Raw genomic sequence first — 16,899 nt, 5'->3', positions numbered from 1 at the left:
TTATGTCATTTTTGATATAAGTATATAACTAAAAATGCATAGGTTATTCAACTTTTTTCCTTTACACTATTTTTAAACCATAAAGTAAACGCTTTCAATAATGGGTTGGGGAGGAAGTAATATGATAATCTTCGGTGTAGCGCTGCTGTCTGTTTGCATGTTAATAGGAGTAATTGTAGGGGACGCATTAGGAGGGCTGATGGGAGTAGAAGCCAACGTTGGGGGAGTAGGGGTATCCATGCTTCTTCTTGTACTAGCGGTGGATTATTTAAAGAAGAAAAATAAGCTCCAAGTAAAATCCGAAGAAGGCATTGCTTTTTGGGGAGGAATTTATATTCCTATCGTGGTAGCGATGTCTGCACAGCAAAATGTTGTAGCTGCTCTTGATGGAGGAGGCATGGCGATTCTTGCAGGGGTGGTAGTAGTCGTAGTAGGCTTTTTATCCATACCATTTATCAGCAGAATAGGAGAGAAAGCGAAGGTGAATGAACAAGAAATAGAGCTTTCTATTTTACCTAAGGAGCAGATAAAATGATGAATATGATTAAAGAAGGATTAGAAAATAACGGACTGATTACGGCATTTGCTATTATTGGGATTGTCATGTATATTGCTTATTTTTTATCAGATAAATTAACAAAAGGAAGAGTTCACGGATCTGCTATTGCTATTATGTTTGGGTTAATCCTTGCTTATATCGGTGGAGTGAATACAGAAGGAGAAAAAGGGATTTCTGATATACAGTTATTTTCAGGAATTGGTTTAATGGGCGGGGGGATGCTGCGAGATTTGGCCATTATTGCTACTGCGTTCGGTGCCAATTTTAGCGAAGTCAAAAAAACGGGAATCAGCGGGATTACGGCTTTGTTTTTTGGGGTTTTCTATTCCTTTGTACTAGGTGTAATTATTGCTCTTTGTTTTGGGTATAGAGATCCCGTTGCTTTGACTACAATCGGAGGAGGAGCTGTGACCTATATTGTGGGACCGGTTTCTGGAACTGCGATTGGAGCCTCTTCTGATATTATCGCGTTAAGTATAGCTGTAGGATTAATTAAATCCATTTCAGTTATGATTTTGACACCGATATTTGCTAAGAAAATCAAATTAAACAACCCTCGTACAGCAATGATCTATGGAGGAGTTATGGGGACGACGAGCGGTGTAGCAGCTGGTTTAGCGGCGACAGATGTAAAACTTGTACCTTACGGAGCCATGACAGCTACATTTTATACAGGTCTTGGTTGCTTACTCGTACCATCTATTCTTTTTTTACTCACAGAGATTATTTTTTAAGTGTACAAAGTGTTTTATGAATAAAAGACTGCTGTGCTCATTAAACTAAAGAAAAGGCCATACTAAATAAAAATGTTTAGTATGGCCTTTTCTTTATCATTTAGTTGAACGAAAGCTATTAACAGCCATGCCGCTTATCAGCACAACAGCAATTGTTATAAACGGAATAAATGTTCCTAGAGATGTATGGTCTGCAAAGAATGAATGTAAGTTCTTTTCATGTCCAATCATATTTCCAGCAGTATAAGCTAAAATAGCTGCTCCGCCGTAAACAAGCAGGGGAAACCGTTCCATCAAATACAAAATGAGCTTGCTTCCCCAAACAATAATAGGGACGGATACGAGTAGTCCCGTGACAACTAAGATAATATTTCCATGAGCTGCGCCTGCCACAGCTATTACATTATCTAGTCCCATTACAATATCAGCAAATACAATCGTTCTCACAGCGGCGCCTAACGTCACACCTGCACGAATTGAAGATGCATCGTCACCTTCTGATACAAGAAGCTTAAAGGCAATGATCACTAATAAAAAACCGCCGATGAGCTGCAAGTAAGGAATAGTTAGTAAATAAACAGCTAAAATAGTAAGTACAATGCGAACGATCACAGCTAAGCCAGTCCCTAAAAAAATAGCTTTATTTCGTTGATGTTCAGGTAAATTGCGGCTTGCTAAGGCAATAACAATAGCGTTGTCTCCACCTAATACAATATCGATACCGATAATAAGAAGAATGGAGGTTATTAATTCTAAATCCAATAGTCTTCCCTCCCAATATGTAAGGATAAGTAGCTCATATTGCTTTATCTGTGTTCATTTTTAACAAAAAGCGTTCATAGGGTAAAGAGATTATGTATATAACAAAGTAAGGTGTAAGGTGGCTATGAGTTGTCAGAGTATTTTTTATTTCCTTTCTTTCGCATTTTGTCATAAAATAGATATACAAGGTTCACTCAAATAGTGTATGCTTGTATATCCCAAGTTAGAATGCTTTACAAAGTGAGAAAGTACATGTAATATTGCTTTAACACGGGGGTAAAATAGTCCCTTCATCGTTTAGGGGTAATGTTCGAAATGGCCGGATTACCTTCACTGATTTTTCCGAAGGGAGAGATGATAATGGAAATCGAACGCATTAATGAAAACACAGTAAAATTCTTTGTCACTTACGTAGATATTGAAGAACGTGGATTTGATCGCAATGAAATTTGGTTTAGCCGTGAGCGCAGTGAAGAGCTATTCTGGGAGATGATGGACGAAATTCATCAAGAAGAAGAGTTTGTAGCAGAAGGTCCTCTTTGGATTCAAGTACATGCGCTTGAGAAGGGGCTAGAGGTTATCGTAACAAGAGCACAAGTTTCAAAAGACGGTCAAAAGTTCGAAGTACCTGTTGGTGAAAATGATAAAATCGATATCCCTGTAGATGGAAAAATTGAAGCGTTGCTTGATCATCAAGCGAATCAAAATAAAAAAGCTGATTTTGAAGAAGAAATTATAGAAGACGAAGGGCTACAGTTCGTCGCACGCTTTCAAGACTTAGAACATTTAATTTCCTTAAGTCACCATTTAGAGTTAGATGATATCATCAACAGCATGTACGTGTTTGAAGGGAAATATTATTTATACGTTGAGTTTACAGATGATGAAGACTTTGTAGCTGAAATTGATAACATTTTAAGTATCATTTTAGAATATGCAAATGAATCAAATGTAACAGTTCATCGTTTAATGGAATATGGAAAAGAATTAATCAGTGAAAATGCACTTGAACAAGTAAAACAGTATTTTCCTTTACGATAATAGCAGCCGATTTCATGTATATGAAATCGGTCTTTGTTTTGTCCTCTTTTTTGGAAAAGCTCTCCGCTCATATCGAACAGTATAGGTAGAAAAAGCAGGCGGCTGGTTCCTACACGGGAAAGTGTAGTGTTAAAATACCAAGTTTGAGGATAATAACAGTATAGAGACCTGTTATGAATGATGAAAGATTGGTTTTAGGATAGGTGAAAACAAGTTGAAAAATAGATTACAGCTTTTAATTTTTGTTGTTGGTATTATTGCCTTGCTTTATTTTACAAAAGGGTATTGGGACGGTAAATTTATTGGCGTGCTAAGTATCTTAATTACGATTAGTGTTGTTTTCATCGGTCTTGTTATTTCATTAGAAAACCGTCATCCAACCCAAACGCTAACGTGGCTCGTAGTATTAGGCGGTTTTCCAGTAATAGGGTTCTTTTTTTATTTGTTATTTGGACGCAATACGCGAAAACGGCGTTTATTTGCTAAAAAAGCAAAGCTGGATGAACAGGTGCTTTTAAAGATGGAAAGAGATTCTGGTATATTAGAAAATCACTTTGAACAGTTGGGCACCAGTAGGAAGCAAATGCTGAAGCTAGCCGTCAGGCTTGGCAAGAGTCCCATTTCTTTTTCTTCAGATACGCGCGCATTGACGAATGGAAAAGAGACATTTCACGAAATTATGGAATCTTTAAAGCATGCACGGCATCATATCCATTTAGAGTATTACATCGTACGACATGATCACTTAGGAGAACAAATTAAAGATATTTTAATTCAGAAAGTACAAGAAGGAGTTTATGTACGTTTCTTGTATGATGCCGTGGGCAGTTTTCAGCTTTCACCGCATTATATTCACGAGTTAAGAAACGCGGGCGTAGAAATGATTCCGTTCTTGCCGGTGAGACTTCCATTTCTCAATAATAAAATCAACTTCCGTAATCATCGTAAAATTGTAGTCATTGATGGAACAATTGGATTTGTAGGAGGTTTGAACATTGGTGATGAATATCTCGGAAAAAGTCGGCATTTTGGCTTTTGGAGAGATACTCATTTGATGGTGAAGGGTGAGGCAGTCCGTTCATTACAGCTTATTTTCTTGCAAGACTGGTATTATATGACAGGACAGACGATGCTTACTCAAACGTATCTATCGCCGGATTTAATTGACATTGATATGGAAAAGTGCGGCGGTGTTCAAATGATTGCCGGCGGACCAGACCGTGAGTGGGAAATTATTAAACACTTATTTTTTTCGATGATTACGTCTGCGAAAGAGTCCATTTGGATTGCTTCTCCTTACTTCATACCTGATGAAGATATTTTTACTTCTCTCAAAGTAGCTGCTTTAAGCGGTATAGATGTAAGGCTTCTTGTACCTCAGAAGCCCGATAAAAAAATTGTTTTTCATGCATCACGCTCTTATTTTCCTGAGCTGCTAGAAGCAGGTGTGAAAATTTACGAGTATAAAAAAGGATTTATGCACAGCAAGATTGTGATTGTTGATAGGGAAATTGCCTCTATTGGAACAGCTAACATGGATATGAGAAGCTTTCATCTGAATTTTGAAGTAAATGCTTTTTTATATCGCACAGCTAGTACCCAAAAGCTCGTATATGAATATATGCAAGATTTAGAAGAAACGAGTGAGCTTCACTTTAAAGACTTTGAAAAGCGGCCATTTATACAGCGGCTGTTTGAATCAACAGCTCGTTTGCTTTCACCGCTATTATAATCGCTGTAAACCACATTGCGTATGCTGCAATGTGGTTTTTTTCTGAAAGAAAAGGGTTTAGTAGAAAGGTGTCGAATACAAGGATATAGCTCGCTACTATAGGAAGGAGAAATGTACGATTGTTAGTTGCCCGAACAGAAGAAGGCCTCATTTCACTAGCTCAGCGCTTTTCGCTTGAACAGCTTAAGCTGTGGAAAAAAGAAAAGCAGTTCTACTGTCCCTCTTGTCAATCCCCTGTACAGTTAAAGATAGGTACAAAAAAAATCCCTCATTTTGCTCACCTGAAAAAAACGTGCGTCGCTCAGCATGAAGGTGAAACAGATTATCATCTTGACGGAAAGCGAAAGCTGTTTCACTGGTTTAGTTCTCATCTTGAAGTCGAGTTAGAAAGTTACCTTCCTGACATTATGCAGCGTCCAGATCTTCTTATAGATACCCCTTCGCAAAAATATGCAATCGAATTTCAATGTGCGTCCTTATCTTCCTCAGTGCTAACCAAACGTTCTATTCATTATGAGAAAGGGAATTATATGCCTCTTTGGATTATGGGGGCAAAAAGAATGAAACGCTTATCCACTTATATGTATCAACTTTCTTTTCAAGAGTGGCAGTTTCTCACTCTTTCCGATTATACGCCCACACTTCTTTATTTTTCACCTTCTACTAATCAGCTGTTGAAACTTGAACATCTTATGCCTTTTTCATCTCAAATTTGTTATGCACAGCTTGTCGTGCTCTCTCCTCACGAGCATACCTTTCATGATCTTTTTTCTACACATACACAGCCTCAATTTTTCTCTTCATGGGTAAAGAAAAAGAAGGCATGGAGAACGCATTATATCCTCTATCCTAATCAGAAGCTTCAGCCTTTTTTACACGCTCTTTATGAAAACAATATTCCTCCTTCTCATATTCCAGCAGAAGCGGGCATGCCGCTGCCTTCTTTATACATGATTGAAACGTCTGCTACTATATGGCAAACGTGGCTGCTTCTTGATTTAATGCAGCAGAAGCAGGTAGGGGATTTAGTTACAGAAAAAGAGTTATGCAGGCTATGGCTCTACAGAATTCATCAGAGGCATATTGTGTTTCGGTCTTTGCCGATGGCCCCTGTTGTTGTGGAACAGCCCTTGTTTGAGTATATAGAGGTATTATGCCGGTTAGGGATACTAACGTCTATAACTTCTGGGTTATACAAAATCAGAAGACCTTATACGATTCCAAAGCAAACATCCGATGCTTTTTTAGAAGATGGACAGATGATGAAAAAGTGGTTAAATCAAGCAAAAGAAGTGACATAACCACTGAAAATCAGTACGCTTAAGAAAGAATCCTTTTTTCAAAAGCGTACTGACTTTTGATTAATTCTTTTAAAACAACATACAATAACCAAAGAAATAAAAAGGATTCGCCTTAGAAAAAGCGAACAGTTATAGACAGGTAGAAAAAGATGGAGGGATGACCATGAGTGAACAATCAAAAGTAAAAAAGTTACCAAGTAGAAGCGAGATAAAAGTAGAAGATACGTGGAAACTAGAAGATATTTTTGCTTCAGATGACGCATGGGAAAAAGAATTTGAAGAAGTAAAAGCTCTTATTCCAAAAATGGAAAAATTCAAAGGGAAACTTGGAGAGTCCGCTCAAACTTTATACGACGCTCTTCAAGAGCAAGACGAGCTCACAATGCGCGTTAGTAAACTTTATACATATGCTCATATGCGCTACGATCAAGATACCACTAATTCTTTTTATCAAGGGTTAAATGATCGCATCAAAACACTTTATACTCAAATTGCAAGTGCACTATCTTATGTAACACCAGAAATTTTGTCTATTGAAGAATCAAAAATTAAACAATACATGGTGGAACATAAAGAGCTAAAGTTATATGCTCATGCATTAGATGAAATTACTCGCGAGCGTCCACACATTTTATCAGAAAGCGAAGAAGCGCTTCTCGCTCAGGCTTCTGAAGTATTAGGATCTTCAAGCAACACGTTTGGAATGTTAAACAACGCGGACTTAGAATTTCCTTCTATTAAAGACGAAAATGGAGAAGAAGTAGAAATTACGCACGGACGCTATATTCGTTTTTTAGAAAGCAGCGATCGCCGCGTACGAGAAGAAGCGTTTAAAGCGGTGTACGAAACGTACGGTAAATTTAAAAATACGTTTGCAAGTACATTAAGCGGCACGGTGAAGAAAGATAATTTTAGCGCCCGCGTTCGTCACTATAATTCAGCTCGTCACTCAGCTCTTAGCACAAATAATATCCCAGAAGAAGTATACGATAACTTAGTTAAAACAGTGAACGATAATTTGCATTTATTGCATCGATATATTGATTTACGTAAGAAAGTATTGGGAATTGAAGAGCTTCATATGTATGATCTCTATACGCCTTTAGTAAAAGACGTAAAAATGGAAGTAACGTATGAAGAAGCAAAAGATTATATTTTAAAAGGTCTCAAACCACTAGGGGAAGACTACCTTAATGTGTTAAAAGAAGGATTTGAAAATCGTTGGGTAGATGTTCATGAGAACAAAGGCAAGCGAAGCGGTGCTTATTCTTCAGGAACGTACGGCACCAATCCTTATATCTTAATGAACTGGCAGGATAATGTAAATAACTTGTTTACACTAGCCCATGAATTTGGCCATTCTGTACACAGTTATTACACAAGAAAAACGCAGCCATATCCTTATGGAGATTATTCAATCTTTGTGGCAGAAGTAGCTTCCACGTGTAATGAAGCGCTTCTAAACGATTATTTACTAAAAACGATTGATGATGAAAAGCAGCGTTTGTACTTGCTTAACCATTATTTAGAAGGGTTCCGCGGTACGGTATTCCGTCAAACGATGTTTGCTGAATTTGAGCACGATGTGCACGTGCGTGCTCAAAACGGAGAGCCGCTTACACCTGAATTATTAACAAAATTATATTATGACTTAAATAAAAAATATTTTGGAGACAACTTAGTAATTGACGAAGAGATTGGGTTAGAATGGGCTCGTATTCCGCATTTCTACTACAATTACTACGTTTATCAATATGCTACAGGATTCAGTGCAGCAGCGGCATTAAGCAAGCAAATCCTTGAAGAAGGAGATGCAGCTGTTGAGCGCTATGTAGGTTTCTTAAAGTCAGGAAGCTCTGATTATCCAATTGAAGTGTTGAAAAAAGCAGGAGTGGACATGACAACATCTCAGCCTATCGAAGAAGCGCTAGCCGTATTTGAAGAGAAGTTAACGGAAATGGAACGTTTATTAAATCAATAAAATTAAAATGAAGCAGGAGCTGTATCCTGCTTCATTTTTTAAATCCCCGAAATTTGTTGTGATTGTTAAGCAATGTAAAAATAATAAGAATAGCTAAAAATAAGAGAGGGCCTGCGATAATGAGAGGAACAAGCTGCATAAGAGATAAAATATAGAATAAAAAAGAAAACAAAAGAATCACAACCCCTAGAGTAATTCCAGCAATTTTCATAGTTAACACCTCTATTAAAAGCATAATTGGTTGTACTATATGAGTGAATCTGGCTGTTTATGAAGTTTTTTTATAAAAAAGTGAATAAAATTGAAAAAAGGGGTTGCCAAAAGTCGACATAATTTGCTATAGTATTAATCGTGAAGTTTATCACAAAACAAACATATACCCCTTTGTTTGACCGTGAAAAATTTCTCCCATCCCCTTGTTGTCTTAAGACAAACGAAAAGACTTGGCGAAAGCCAAGTCTTTTTTGTGTAGTTGATGCTTAGGATAAGCATCAACATTTAATAATTAACAGCTCTTTTCAGTACTTCTCCAAAAGGTTCCATATTTGACAGGAACTCTTTCAACAACCTGCTGAAGCTGAAGTTTTTTCAATTCTTTTTCAGCCTCTTCTAATGATAAACCATACACAACTGCAACTTCTTTTGAAGCAACAAATTGAAAATAGCTTAAAAATGAACGAAGAGGCGGAAGACAAGCTGGATCTGGGTCAATTTCTAACATCTCTTTAATGATGTGTACATATGTTTCGTACGAATAGTATCCTGATATCTTAATGCCTTCTTCTTCAACTTTTTCGTTAAAGAACACAAGAGTTGGAATCTCATCGACATCCATTTCCGATGTGATTTTTAAATCACATTGAAAAGCCTTCGCAGCGTAATCTGAATGCAAATCTTTTACAAATTCATTAACATCTAGCCCCACATGTTTTGCACATTGTATTAAGACAGATTCTTCTGTAACATTTTGTTTTTCTAAAAATACTACTTCTTGAAGTCTTCTCAAAAAGCGAATGCCCTGTTTCTTTCCTTGCAGCCCGGCCGCTTTAATTGCAATTGATGCAGCGTAAGGAGTATCGATGGGGTTTTCAAGCCACAGGTTGCCGTCACATGACATGCCGGAGCGGCTTCCAGTTTTCTCCCACGATTTTGCAATATGTTCAAATCTCTGCTGTGCTCCAATATTTAATTGCTGCAAGTTTCCGCCAAGCACATGCTTGAGGGATAACAGCTGACCATATTCTATTTGTAACTTCTTTAGAATAGGCTCGAGTGCCCAGCACTCTGGACAAAGAGGGTCAACAAATACATAGATTTCAAGCGGTTTTTTATTTGAACCTTGACAAAGCTGATGCAAGGATGGGTATTGGCTGTTTAGATTACTCAATGTGAAAATCCTTTCTCATCTGTCTGTTCCGGTGAATTAATCATGTGTTGGGCAGTTAAAATAAGACGATGATAAAGTTCATCTCTCTCAGGGCCTTCTAAATTAATTTCGTCCATTGCTTCATGCATACACGTCAGCCAGGCTTTGGCTCTTGACGGTGTAATTTCAAAAGGAAGATGCCTAGCTCTCAGCATAGGGTGACCATGCTCTTCAGTGTATAGCGAAGGCCCTCCTAAATATTGTGTCAGAAATTGCTTTTGCTTTCGTGCTGTTTCTGTTAAATCATCAGGAAAAATTGGCGCGAGCTCAGGATGTTGTCCAACGCGTGTATAAAAAGCATCAACAAGTTTTGAAATCGTATGTTCACCGCCTAATAATTCGTAAGGGGAGTGGATTTTTTCTCTCATGTTGATAACTCCTTTGTTATAAGAAATATACGTCTTAACTCTTTGGTGTTTTTTACTTTCCTTAATTTTAGCAGTGTCATTTCGTTAACTCAAACTATCCGCTTACTTCTTCTACTGGAAAAGAGATAAAGTGGAATTTTACATAAGAAAAGTCTATGATGCTGTGGCGAATCACTTAGTATGAGAAACAAAGGAATCCTTTCACAAACGTTTCCTTCTATTTATATAGTGTAACCTCGACAAACTACAGTCATTCCATGGTCGAGTCGCGAATGATTGGACTCTTTTACACGAGATAAGAAGACATAATTTTATTTACATATTTTTGCGTTTCTTGAAAAGGAGGTACTCCGCCGTATTTATCGACATTACCTGGTCCAGCATTGTAGGCTGCCAACGCTAATTTCACGTTTCCGTCGTATTTATCTAACATTTGTCGAAGATATTTGGCTCCTCCAAATACATTTTGCTTGGAGTCATACGGATCTTCTACACCAAGAGCTTTAGCGGTTGCTGGCATTAGCTGCATAAGCCCAGCCGCTCCGACAGAACTTTTGGCAGAGGGATTAAAATTTGACTCTTGTTTAATAACAGAACGAATAAGTTTAGGATCCAGCTGGTAGCGTGCAGCTGCTTCATTAATTATCGTTTGTACATCATGAGAACTGGCCTTTGCCGTTTCGTTTTTTTGTGCAGGTAAGGCAGCAGTTGAAGCGGCTGCCTTATCTGAAGAAGAAACAGATGGCTGGGATTGCGTTTGAACCGCTGTAGCTGGAAACATCTGCGCTGCCTCCAAGTAAAGGTTGGTACTCATTTGAGGCTCTTGATTGACGTAGTCTTGAAAAAGCTGAGCAAATACAGAGAGTAAAGTTGTACCAAGCATCACGTTAGCTGTTGGCAGCTGGTTGTTAACTGAAAATGGCTGAGTTCCAGGAAATTGAACGGAAGACATGTAATGGTTAATATTCATGCTCATGAATTTATTCTCCATCCATTAACGTATACTTTCGCTTGTAAAACCGTCGAATTTTGTTTTCCGTTGGTTTCTTTTTAATATCAAGCTCCGTAAGCAATTGCTCAAAATATTTTGCCCCTTCATTGGCATCGGTTACTTCGTATTCGAGTTCATAGTCCTCAGCACCTAGATAAAAGCTATGATCGAGTACAAGTAACCCGTTCTTATATGGAATTTCTGCTCGACTTGTACGCAAAGTGCCAAAATAAGTTAGCGAATGGCTATCGACTTGTAAATCAGTAATAAGCTGTTGAATCGTTGACGGAATCTTGGCGCTACCATCTAGCAATTCTTTAGCTTGTTCATTTGTTAATGCTTCATGTGTTTCTAAAAGGCCCTCTTGATGAGGCTGTTTTAGCGTGAGAACGGATTTATTTTTTTTGCTTCGAATTCGCAGGGCAGCTCCGCAGTCTTTCAATGAGAAAGCAGGTGTATCAAAATAGTGGTTTTCTTGAGAAATAAACTGATTTTCAGTTAATTGAAAATGTGAGCGGAGACGATCAAACTCTTCTTTCGTTACTATATTTTTAAATTCAATTTCAATTTCTTGTTTCAATGAAATCATCCTTTTAATTTAGGTCTTTTGGTAAGGCACTTTCCATCTTAATTTATCACACTTTTTGAGACAGTAAAACTACATTTCCTAACAGGAATATCCATATGGGGAACTTGGAAAATGAAGAAATACGGATTGTTTAGGTTTTACCTTTATTAAACGTTCCTGGAATGTGTTAAAATAGTAACGAATTGTATAGTTGGAAGGAGTTTATTTATGCACAATCGAATTGACATCACTACCTGTGTGATGAAATCAAATGAATTACATTTAAAAGCAGACCCTATTGAGACGGAAATTGAACAATTGGAAGATACAAAACAAATGCTTGTTGACTCAGATAACATGTCATTTGTATATGTTGTAGATATTAATGATCAATTTATGTATGTTGGCCTTAGTGATAATATTTGGGCGAATTTAAAGCACGTCTTACATAAAGATATGAAAGTATTTTTAGAAATTAATAAGGAAGTAATTGAGCTATCAGCCGTTAAAGAAGAGCTGTCTTATCTCATCAGTAACATCGAAGGAAACGTGAATTATGGAGACGAGATGGTAGCAAGAGTAGAGGAAGTTTTTTTAGATAAAGAAAATAAGTAACAGAGAGAAAAAAGGGGGGTGTTATTAATGATCAGGCATTGGGATTTATTTTTAGCACCGTATAAACAAGCCGTTGAAGAACTTAAGGTGAAATTAAAAGGAATTCGTTCACAGTATGATATGAAGTCTACGCATTCACCTATTGAATTCGTGACGGGACGAGTAAAGCCTATCGCCAGTATTTTGGATAAAGCGACTCGAAAAGGAATTTCTCTCGATCGCTTAGAGGAAGAGATGCAGGACATTGCAGGACTCCGTATGATGTGTCAATTTACGGACGATATTAAAGCGGTCGTAGAGCTCCTTCGTCAGCGCACAGACTTTGAATTGATTGAAGAAAGAGATTATATTCTTCATAAAAAAGAAAGCGGCTATCGTTCATATCATGTGGTCGTATGTTATCCTGTTCAGACAATTAAAGGTGAAAAGAAAATTTTAGTGGAAATTCAAATTCGTACACTGGCTATGAATTTTTGGGCTACAATTGAGCATTCTTTAAATTATAAGTACAGCGGGAAATTTCCTGAGAATATCAAAAAGCGACTTCAGCGTGCTTCTGAAGCGGCTACTCAGCTCGATGAAGAAATGTCTCAAATACGAGGTGAGATTCAAGAAGCCCAGGCTATTTTCTCACGAAAAAAAGAATCGGCGGAAGAATCTTAGGTATGACTCAGCAACAGCTTTGTACACTGGATGGATAGGGGGAGAGAATTAGGTGGAGAAAATAAAATTTGCTATTACATCAAAAGGCAACCAAATATCAAATACGCTTATGCAAAAAATGAAAACGTATTTATTAGATTTTCATTTAGAATATGATGAAAACCAGCCTGATATTGTAGTGTCAGTAGGGGGGGATGGAACGCTTCTCTACGCGTTTCACCGCTATCGAAACCGACTTGACAAGACGGCTTTTATTGGGGTTCATACCGGTCATTTAGGCTTTTACGCAGATTGGACACCTGATGAGATTGAGAAGCTGGTGATTGCTATTGCAAAGACACCCTATCAGACTGTAGAGTATCCACTGCTCGAAGTGATTATCCGCTATACGAACGGTGGACGCGAAGCTCGATATTTAGCTCTGAATGAATGTACGGTGAAAAGTGTAGAAGGCTCTTTAGTAATGGATGTGGAAATTAAAGGGCAGCGATTTGAGACATTCCGAGGAGACGGCCTTTGCGTATCCACTCCCTCAGGAAGTACAGCTTATAACAAATCCCTTGGAGGCGCGATTTTACATCCTTCGCTTCAAGCTATTCAAATTGCTGAAATGGCTTCTATTAACAATCGAGTGTTCCGTACGATAGGTTCTCCATTGGTTCTTCCTGGACATCATACAGCGCTGTTAAAGCCTGTTAACGACGCAGACTTTCAAATTACCATTGATCATTTAACTCTTTTACATAAAGATGTAAAGTCGATTCAATTTCGGGTAGCAAGCGAAAAAATTCGATTTGCTCGCTTTCGCGCGTTTCCTTTCTGGCAGCGTGTCAGAGACTCTTTTGTATGTGATGATTAAAGGCAGGGAAGAGAATGAAACAAGTTTTTACGTTGAGTTGGACCGTAGATCATTCTTTCGAGGGTGTAGCGGTTCGTGAATTTTTAAAAGAACATGATATTTCCAAAGCTTCGCTGACGGACATTAAGTTCAGAGGAGGAGCGATTGAAGTAAATGGAAAGCATGCAACGGTTCGATATATTCTGCAAAAAGGTGACGAAATCAAGGTGGCGTTTCCACCAGAAAAAGCAAGTGAAAGTCTTCTTCCTAAAGCTATACCTTTGGATATTGTATACGAAGATGAGTATATATTAGTTTTGAATAAGCAGCCAAACATGCCAAGTATACCTTCTCGAGAACATCTAACGTGGTCACTAAGTAATGCTGTGCTCTATTATTATGAGAAAAATAACATTAACTCGACTGTTCATCTTGTGAACAGGTTAGACCGAGACACATCTGGGCTGCTTATTGTAGCTAAGCATAGGCACGTTCATTACTTATTCTCTAAAGCACAAAAAGAACATGAAATTAAACGCGTGTACCGAGCTTTTGTTCATGGTAAGCTTGTTGGCAAGGAAACGATAGAGGCACCGATTGGCCGAAAAGAGTCAAGTATCATCGAACGGGAAGTAAGAGAAGATGGGCAGTTTGCTATTACACACTATACGGCGCTTCGTCCGTATTCTTCTTTTACAGAAGTTGCTCTTTCGCTTGAGACGGGGAGAACTCACCAAATTCGTGTTCATATGGCTTATAAAGGATATCCACTGCTTGGAGATACCCTATATGGCGGAACGAATCATCTTATTTCTCGTCAAGCTCTCCACAGCTATGAGCTCACTTTTTTTCATCCTTTTTTACAAAAAACGTTGTCTTTTACAGCACCTTTGCCGCCAGATATGCAGAAACTTCAAATCGTAAGATAAAAGTCGCTTTTTAAATGAAAAGCGACTTTCTTTTTACACGAAGTGATTAAATTTTTCCTCTACATAAGGCATAGATGAAGGCACCGATATAATATTCCCTTCAGGATACTGAAACGCCGTTAAAGCCCCTCCAAAAACTGCGCCCGTATCAATATTAATGGTATTATGAATTTTTCTGGCTTTTACTACGGGTGTATGCCCATACACGATAAAAGGTTTTCCGTTATAATGTTGGGCCCAATCCCGTCGGACAGGCATACCGTTTAGATGTTTTTCACCCGTAATGTCTCCGTATAGCACAAAGGTTTTAACTTTTTTATCTGTTCTGCCGATGTATTCAGCTTTAAGGCCGGCGTGAGCAATAATTAATTGATTTTGATCAAGCTGCACATATAGAGGTGATTGCTCATAAAGCTCAATAAACTTTTTTTTAATGAATTTCTGTTCTCTTGAAGGCAAGGCTTCGTACTCAGCAACGGTCGTTTCTAACCCATGAGTAATTTCCACTTTGTTACCGCAAAAGAAGCGATATAGCTTATTACAGTGATTGCCTGGACAGTAGTAAGCTTGCTGATGCTTGATTACAAGTGACCATACGAGCTCAATCACTTTTAGTGAATGAGGTCCTCGGTCTGTTAAATCACCTACAAATCCAAGGCGCCGTCCGTCAGAGTGGATAGGAATCCCGTCTTGCCACTCATACCCAAGTTTTTCTGTTAACGCTTTTAATTCATCATAACATCCATGGATATCGCCTATTATATCTACTTTCATCTTTTATCCACATCCTTAAAAGGTTTTTCCTTTGACGATATAAAATTACCCTTATATGGAGCAAACTATGTGTAGAACTTATATATTATTGGGAAAAGAGTAAAGAGCTATGAGTTGAAAAAAAACAAAATTCATCATAAAGTTAAATGAGTTTTGTGCGACAGGGAGGTTGAAGACATGACAGATTCAATTGAAAAAGAAGAAAAAGCATGGTTCGCCGAACATTTATTATCACTTCTAGAAAAAAATGAAATCGATGCATTTCGTGAAGAATTTTTACATATGCATACGTATGACCAAGCTCAATTTTTTGAAGAATTAGATGAGCCTTCTAGGTTTGCGCTGTACGAGATGTTATCTCCGGAAGAAATGGCGGATATCTTTGAAAATGTAGAGATACGAGAAGAAGATTATCAAGAAATTCTCTCAGAAATGCATCCCAATTTTGCAGCAGACATGCTGTCGGAAATGTCGGCGGATGATGCCGTTGACGTATTAAATGAATTGGATAAAGAACAAGTGGCGAGCTATTTAACGATTATGGATGAAGAAGCAGCCGATGAAATTAAAGAGCTGCTTCATTACGAGGAATATACCGCTGGAAGTATTATGACGACTGAGTTTGTGGCCATTCGTGAAAATCAAACCGTACATTCAGCTATGCACATTCTACGCAGGGAAGCTCCAGAAGCGGAAACGATTTATTATGTATTTGTTATTGATGAACAAAAGCATCTAGCAGGTGTTATTTCTCTTCGTGATTTAATTATAGCAGATGAAGATACGATGATAAGCGAAGTTATGAATGAACGAGTTGTATCCGTGTCAGTAGCAGAAGACCAAGAAGAAGTTGCGCGCATTATGCGCGATTACAACTTTCTTGCGCTTCCAGTTGTTGATTTTCAGCAGCATCTTCTAGGGATTATTACGGTTGATGACGTGATGGATGTTCTTGATGAAGAGGCATCGGATGACTATTCTAAATTAGCCGGTATTAGTGATGTAGATGATACGATTGACCACAATCCCTTAGTAGCGGCCAAAAAGAGGCTGCCTTGGCTGATCATTTTGCTGTTTTTAGGAATGATGACAGCGAGTTTAATTGGACGTTTTGAAGATACGTTGAATCAAGTAGCTATTTTAGCTGTATTTATACCTTTAATTGGCGGTATGGCTGGTAATACAGGAACACAGGCACTAGCCGTTGCGGTCCGCGGACTGGCGACGGGAGAAATCGAAGAAGAAAGCAAATTTAAGCTGTTAATCCGAGAAGCAGCTACCGGAATGATTACGGGCGCATCATGTGGACTTTTAGTTGTATTAATTGTTTATATTTGGCAGGGAGATCTGATTTTAGGCGCTTTGGTAGGCGTCTCTGTATTTTCAACATTGATTGTGGCTACACTAGCAGGAGCGTTTATCCCGCTTCTCATGCACAGATTCAAAATTGACCCTGCAGTCGCATCAGGACCATTTATTACAACGATCAATGATCTTATCAGTATTTTAATTTACTTCGGTCTAGCCACAACATTTATGAGTTATTTAAAATAATGAAGGGACTTTGGAATTCGACATGAGTAATCATGTCGGATTTTCATTATCAGTTCATTATCA

General features: G+C 38.1%; 18 protein-coding genes. 11 read left to right on the top strand and 7 right to left on the bottom strand.

The window, feature by feature from the left end; translation table 11 throughout:
• The first annotated feature begins 121 nt into the window (after positions 1-121).
• Together madL and madM are read left to right on the top strand one after the other, a co-directional pair.
• A complete protein-coding gene (madL, locus tag ACWATA_RS20755) occupies positions 122-535 on the top strand; it encodes a malonate transporter subunit MadL (RefSeq protein WP_325075983.1) in 414 nt (137 codons plus the stop codon).
• Positions 532-1,293 carry a malonate transporter subunit MadM gene (gene madM, locus ACWATA_RS20750; protein WP_325075982.1) on the top strand — a complete coding sequence of 254 codons (762 nt, stop codon included), beginning with the start codon at positions 532-534 and terminating at the stop codon, positions 1,291-1,293. The genes madL and madM overlap by 4 nt, the downstream gene beginning before the upstream one ends.
• Positions 1,294-1,389: 96 nt before the next feature.
• Here madM and ACWATA_RS20745 read toward each other — a convergent pair whose 3' ends face one another.
• Positions 1,390-2,055 carry a TerC family protein gene (locus ACWATA_RS20745; RefSeq protein ID WP_028412357.1) on the bottom strand — a complete coding sequence of 222 codons (666 nt, stop codon included), beginning with the start codon at positions 2,053-2,055 and terminating at the stop codon, positions 1,390-1,392.
• 360 nt (positions 2,056-2,415) lie between these two features.
• Here ACWATA_RS20745 and mecA point away from each other — a divergent pair, with 360 nt between their 5' ends.
• The 4 genes from mecA (at position 2,416) to pepF (ending at position 8,110) form a co-directional block, all read left to right on the top strand.
• Positions 2,416-3,096: an adaptor protein MecA gene (mecA, locus tag ACWATA_RS20740; protein WP_013055427.1), complete on the top strand. Its 681-nt coding sequence runs from the start codon at positions 2,416-2,418 to the stop codon at positions 3,094-3,096.
• A gap of 214 nt (positions 3,097-3,310) precedes the next feature.
• On the top strand, positions 3,311-4,828 hold the full coding sequence (gene cls, locus ACWATA_RS20735; protein WP_025749882.1) for a cardiolipin synthase: 1,518 nt from the start codon (positions 3,311-3,313) through the stop codon (positions 4,826-4,828).
• A 119-nt stretch (positions 4,829-4,947) separates the two neighbouring features.
• On the top strand, positions 4,948-6,129 hold the full coding sequence (locus tag ACWATA_RS20730; protein ID WP_033578050.1) for a competence protein CoiA: 1,182 nt from the start codon (positions 4,948-4,950) through the stop codon (positions 6,127-6,129).
• Positions 6,130-6,292: 163 nt separating this feature from the next.
• A complete protein-coding gene (gene pepF / locus ACWATA_RS20725) occupies positions 6,293-8,110 on the top strand; it encodes an oligoendopeptidase F (RefSeq protein ID WP_473050157.1) in 1,818 nt (605 codons plus the stop codon).
• Between the two features lie 31 nt (positions 8,111-8,141).
• Here pepF and ACWATA_RS20720 read toward each other — a convergent pair whose 3' ends face one another.
• The 5 genes from ACWATA_RS20720 to ACWATA_RS20700 all read right to left on the bottom strand — a co-directional run bounded on the left by ACWATA_RS20720 (position 8,142) and on the right by ACWATA_RS20700 (position 11,475).
• Positions 8,142-8,321 carry a hypothetical protein gene (locus tag ACWATA_RS20720; protein WP_014461572.1) on the bottom strand — a complete coding sequence of 60 codons (180 nt, stop codon included), beginning with the start codon at positions 8,319-8,321 and terminating at the stop codon, positions 8,142-8,144.
• A gap of 294 nt (positions 8,322-8,615) precedes the next feature.
• The gene (locus tag ACWATA_RS20715; RefSeq protein ID WP_028412354.1) at positions 8,616-9,467 is read right to left on the bottom strand and encodes a ClpXP adapter SpxH family protein; all 852 of its coding nucleotides are present in this window, start codon (positions 9,465-9,467) and stop codon (positions 8,616-8,618) included.
• A gap of 26 nt (positions 9,468-9,493) precedes the next feature.
• Positions 9,494-9,904, bottom strand: coding sequence for a globin domain-containing protein (locus tag ACWATA_RS20710; RefSeq protein WP_013055433.1), 411 nt, complete (start codon positions 9,902-9,904; stop codon positions 9,494-9,496).
• A 286-nt stretch (positions 9,905-10,190) separates the two neighbouring features.
• Complete coding sequence (locus tag ACWATA_RS20705) at positions 10,191-10,880, bottom strand: lytic transglycosylase domain-containing protein (protein ID WP_047751648.1); 690 nt, start codon at positions 10,878-10,880, stop codon at positions 10,191-10,193.
• Positions 10,881-10,884: 4 nt separating this feature from the next.
• Complete coding sequence (locus ACWATA_RS20700; protein WP_098625762.1) at positions 10,885-11,475, bottom strand: CYTH domain-containing protein; 591 nt, start codon at positions 11,473-11,475, stop codon at positions 10,885-10,887.
• Positions 11,476-11,691: 216 nt separating this feature from the next.
• On the opposite strand from ACWATA_RS20700, the gene ACWATA_RS20695 reads away from it, so the two are divergent.
• The 4 genes from ACWATA_RS20695 to ACWATA_RS20680 all read left to right on the top strand — a co-directional run bounded on the left by ACWATA_RS20695 (position 11,692) and on the right by ACWATA_RS20680 (position 14,508).
• Positions 11,692-12,078, top strand: a complete 387-nt coding sequence (locus tag ACWATA_RS20695) for a UPF0738 family protein (protein ID WP_014461567.1) — start codon at positions 11,692-11,694, stop codon at positions 12,076-12,078.
• A 27-nt stretch (positions 12,079-12,105) separates the two neighbouring features.
• Positions 12,106-12,741, top strand: a complete 636-nt coding sequence (gene yjbM, locus ACWATA_RS20690) for a GTP diphosphokinase (RefSeq protein ID WP_014461566.1) — start codon at positions 12,106-12,108, stop codon at positions 12,739-12,741.
• Between the two features lie 61 nt (positions 12,742-12,802).
• Complete coding sequence (locus ACWATA_RS20685; RefSeq protein ID WP_025749877.1) at positions 12,803-13,600, top strand: NAD kinase; 798 nt, start codon at positions 12,803-12,805, stop codon at positions 13,598-13,600.
• Positions 13,601-13,614: 14 nt separating this feature from the next.
• On the top strand, positions 13,615-14,508 hold the full coding sequence (locus tag ACWATA_RS20680) for an RluA family pseudouridine synthase (RefSeq protein WP_028412351.1): 894 nt from the start codon (positions 13,615-13,617) through the stop codon (positions 14,506-14,508).
• A gap of 33 nt (positions 14,509-14,541) precedes the next feature.
• Here the strand turns inward: ACWATA_RS20680 and prpE are convergent, their stop codons facing one another.
• The gene (gene prpE / locus ACWATA_RS20675; protein WP_033578054.1) at positions 14,542-15,282 is read right to left on the bottom strand and encodes a bis(5'-nucleosyl)-tetraphosphatase PrpE; all 741 of its coding nucleotides are present in this window, start codon (positions 15,280-15,282) and stop codon (positions 14,542-14,544) included.
• Positions 15,283-15,459: 177 nt separating this feature from the next.
• On the opposite strand from prpE, the gene mgtE reads away from it, so the two are divergent.
• The gene (gene mgtE / locus ACWATA_RS20670; RefSeq protein WP_014461563.1) at positions 15,460-16,836 is read left to right on the top strand and encodes a magnesium transporter; all 1,377 of its coding nucleotides are present in this window, start codon (positions 15,460-15,462) and stop codon (positions 16,834-16,836) included.
• Positions 16,837-16,899 lie beyond the last annotated feature (63 nt).

It is taken from the genome of Priestia sp. USM5 (assembly GCF_058323215.1).
Note: the sequence above shows the minus strand (reverse complement) of the source record. Positions and strands in the feature narration are given on the sequence as shown.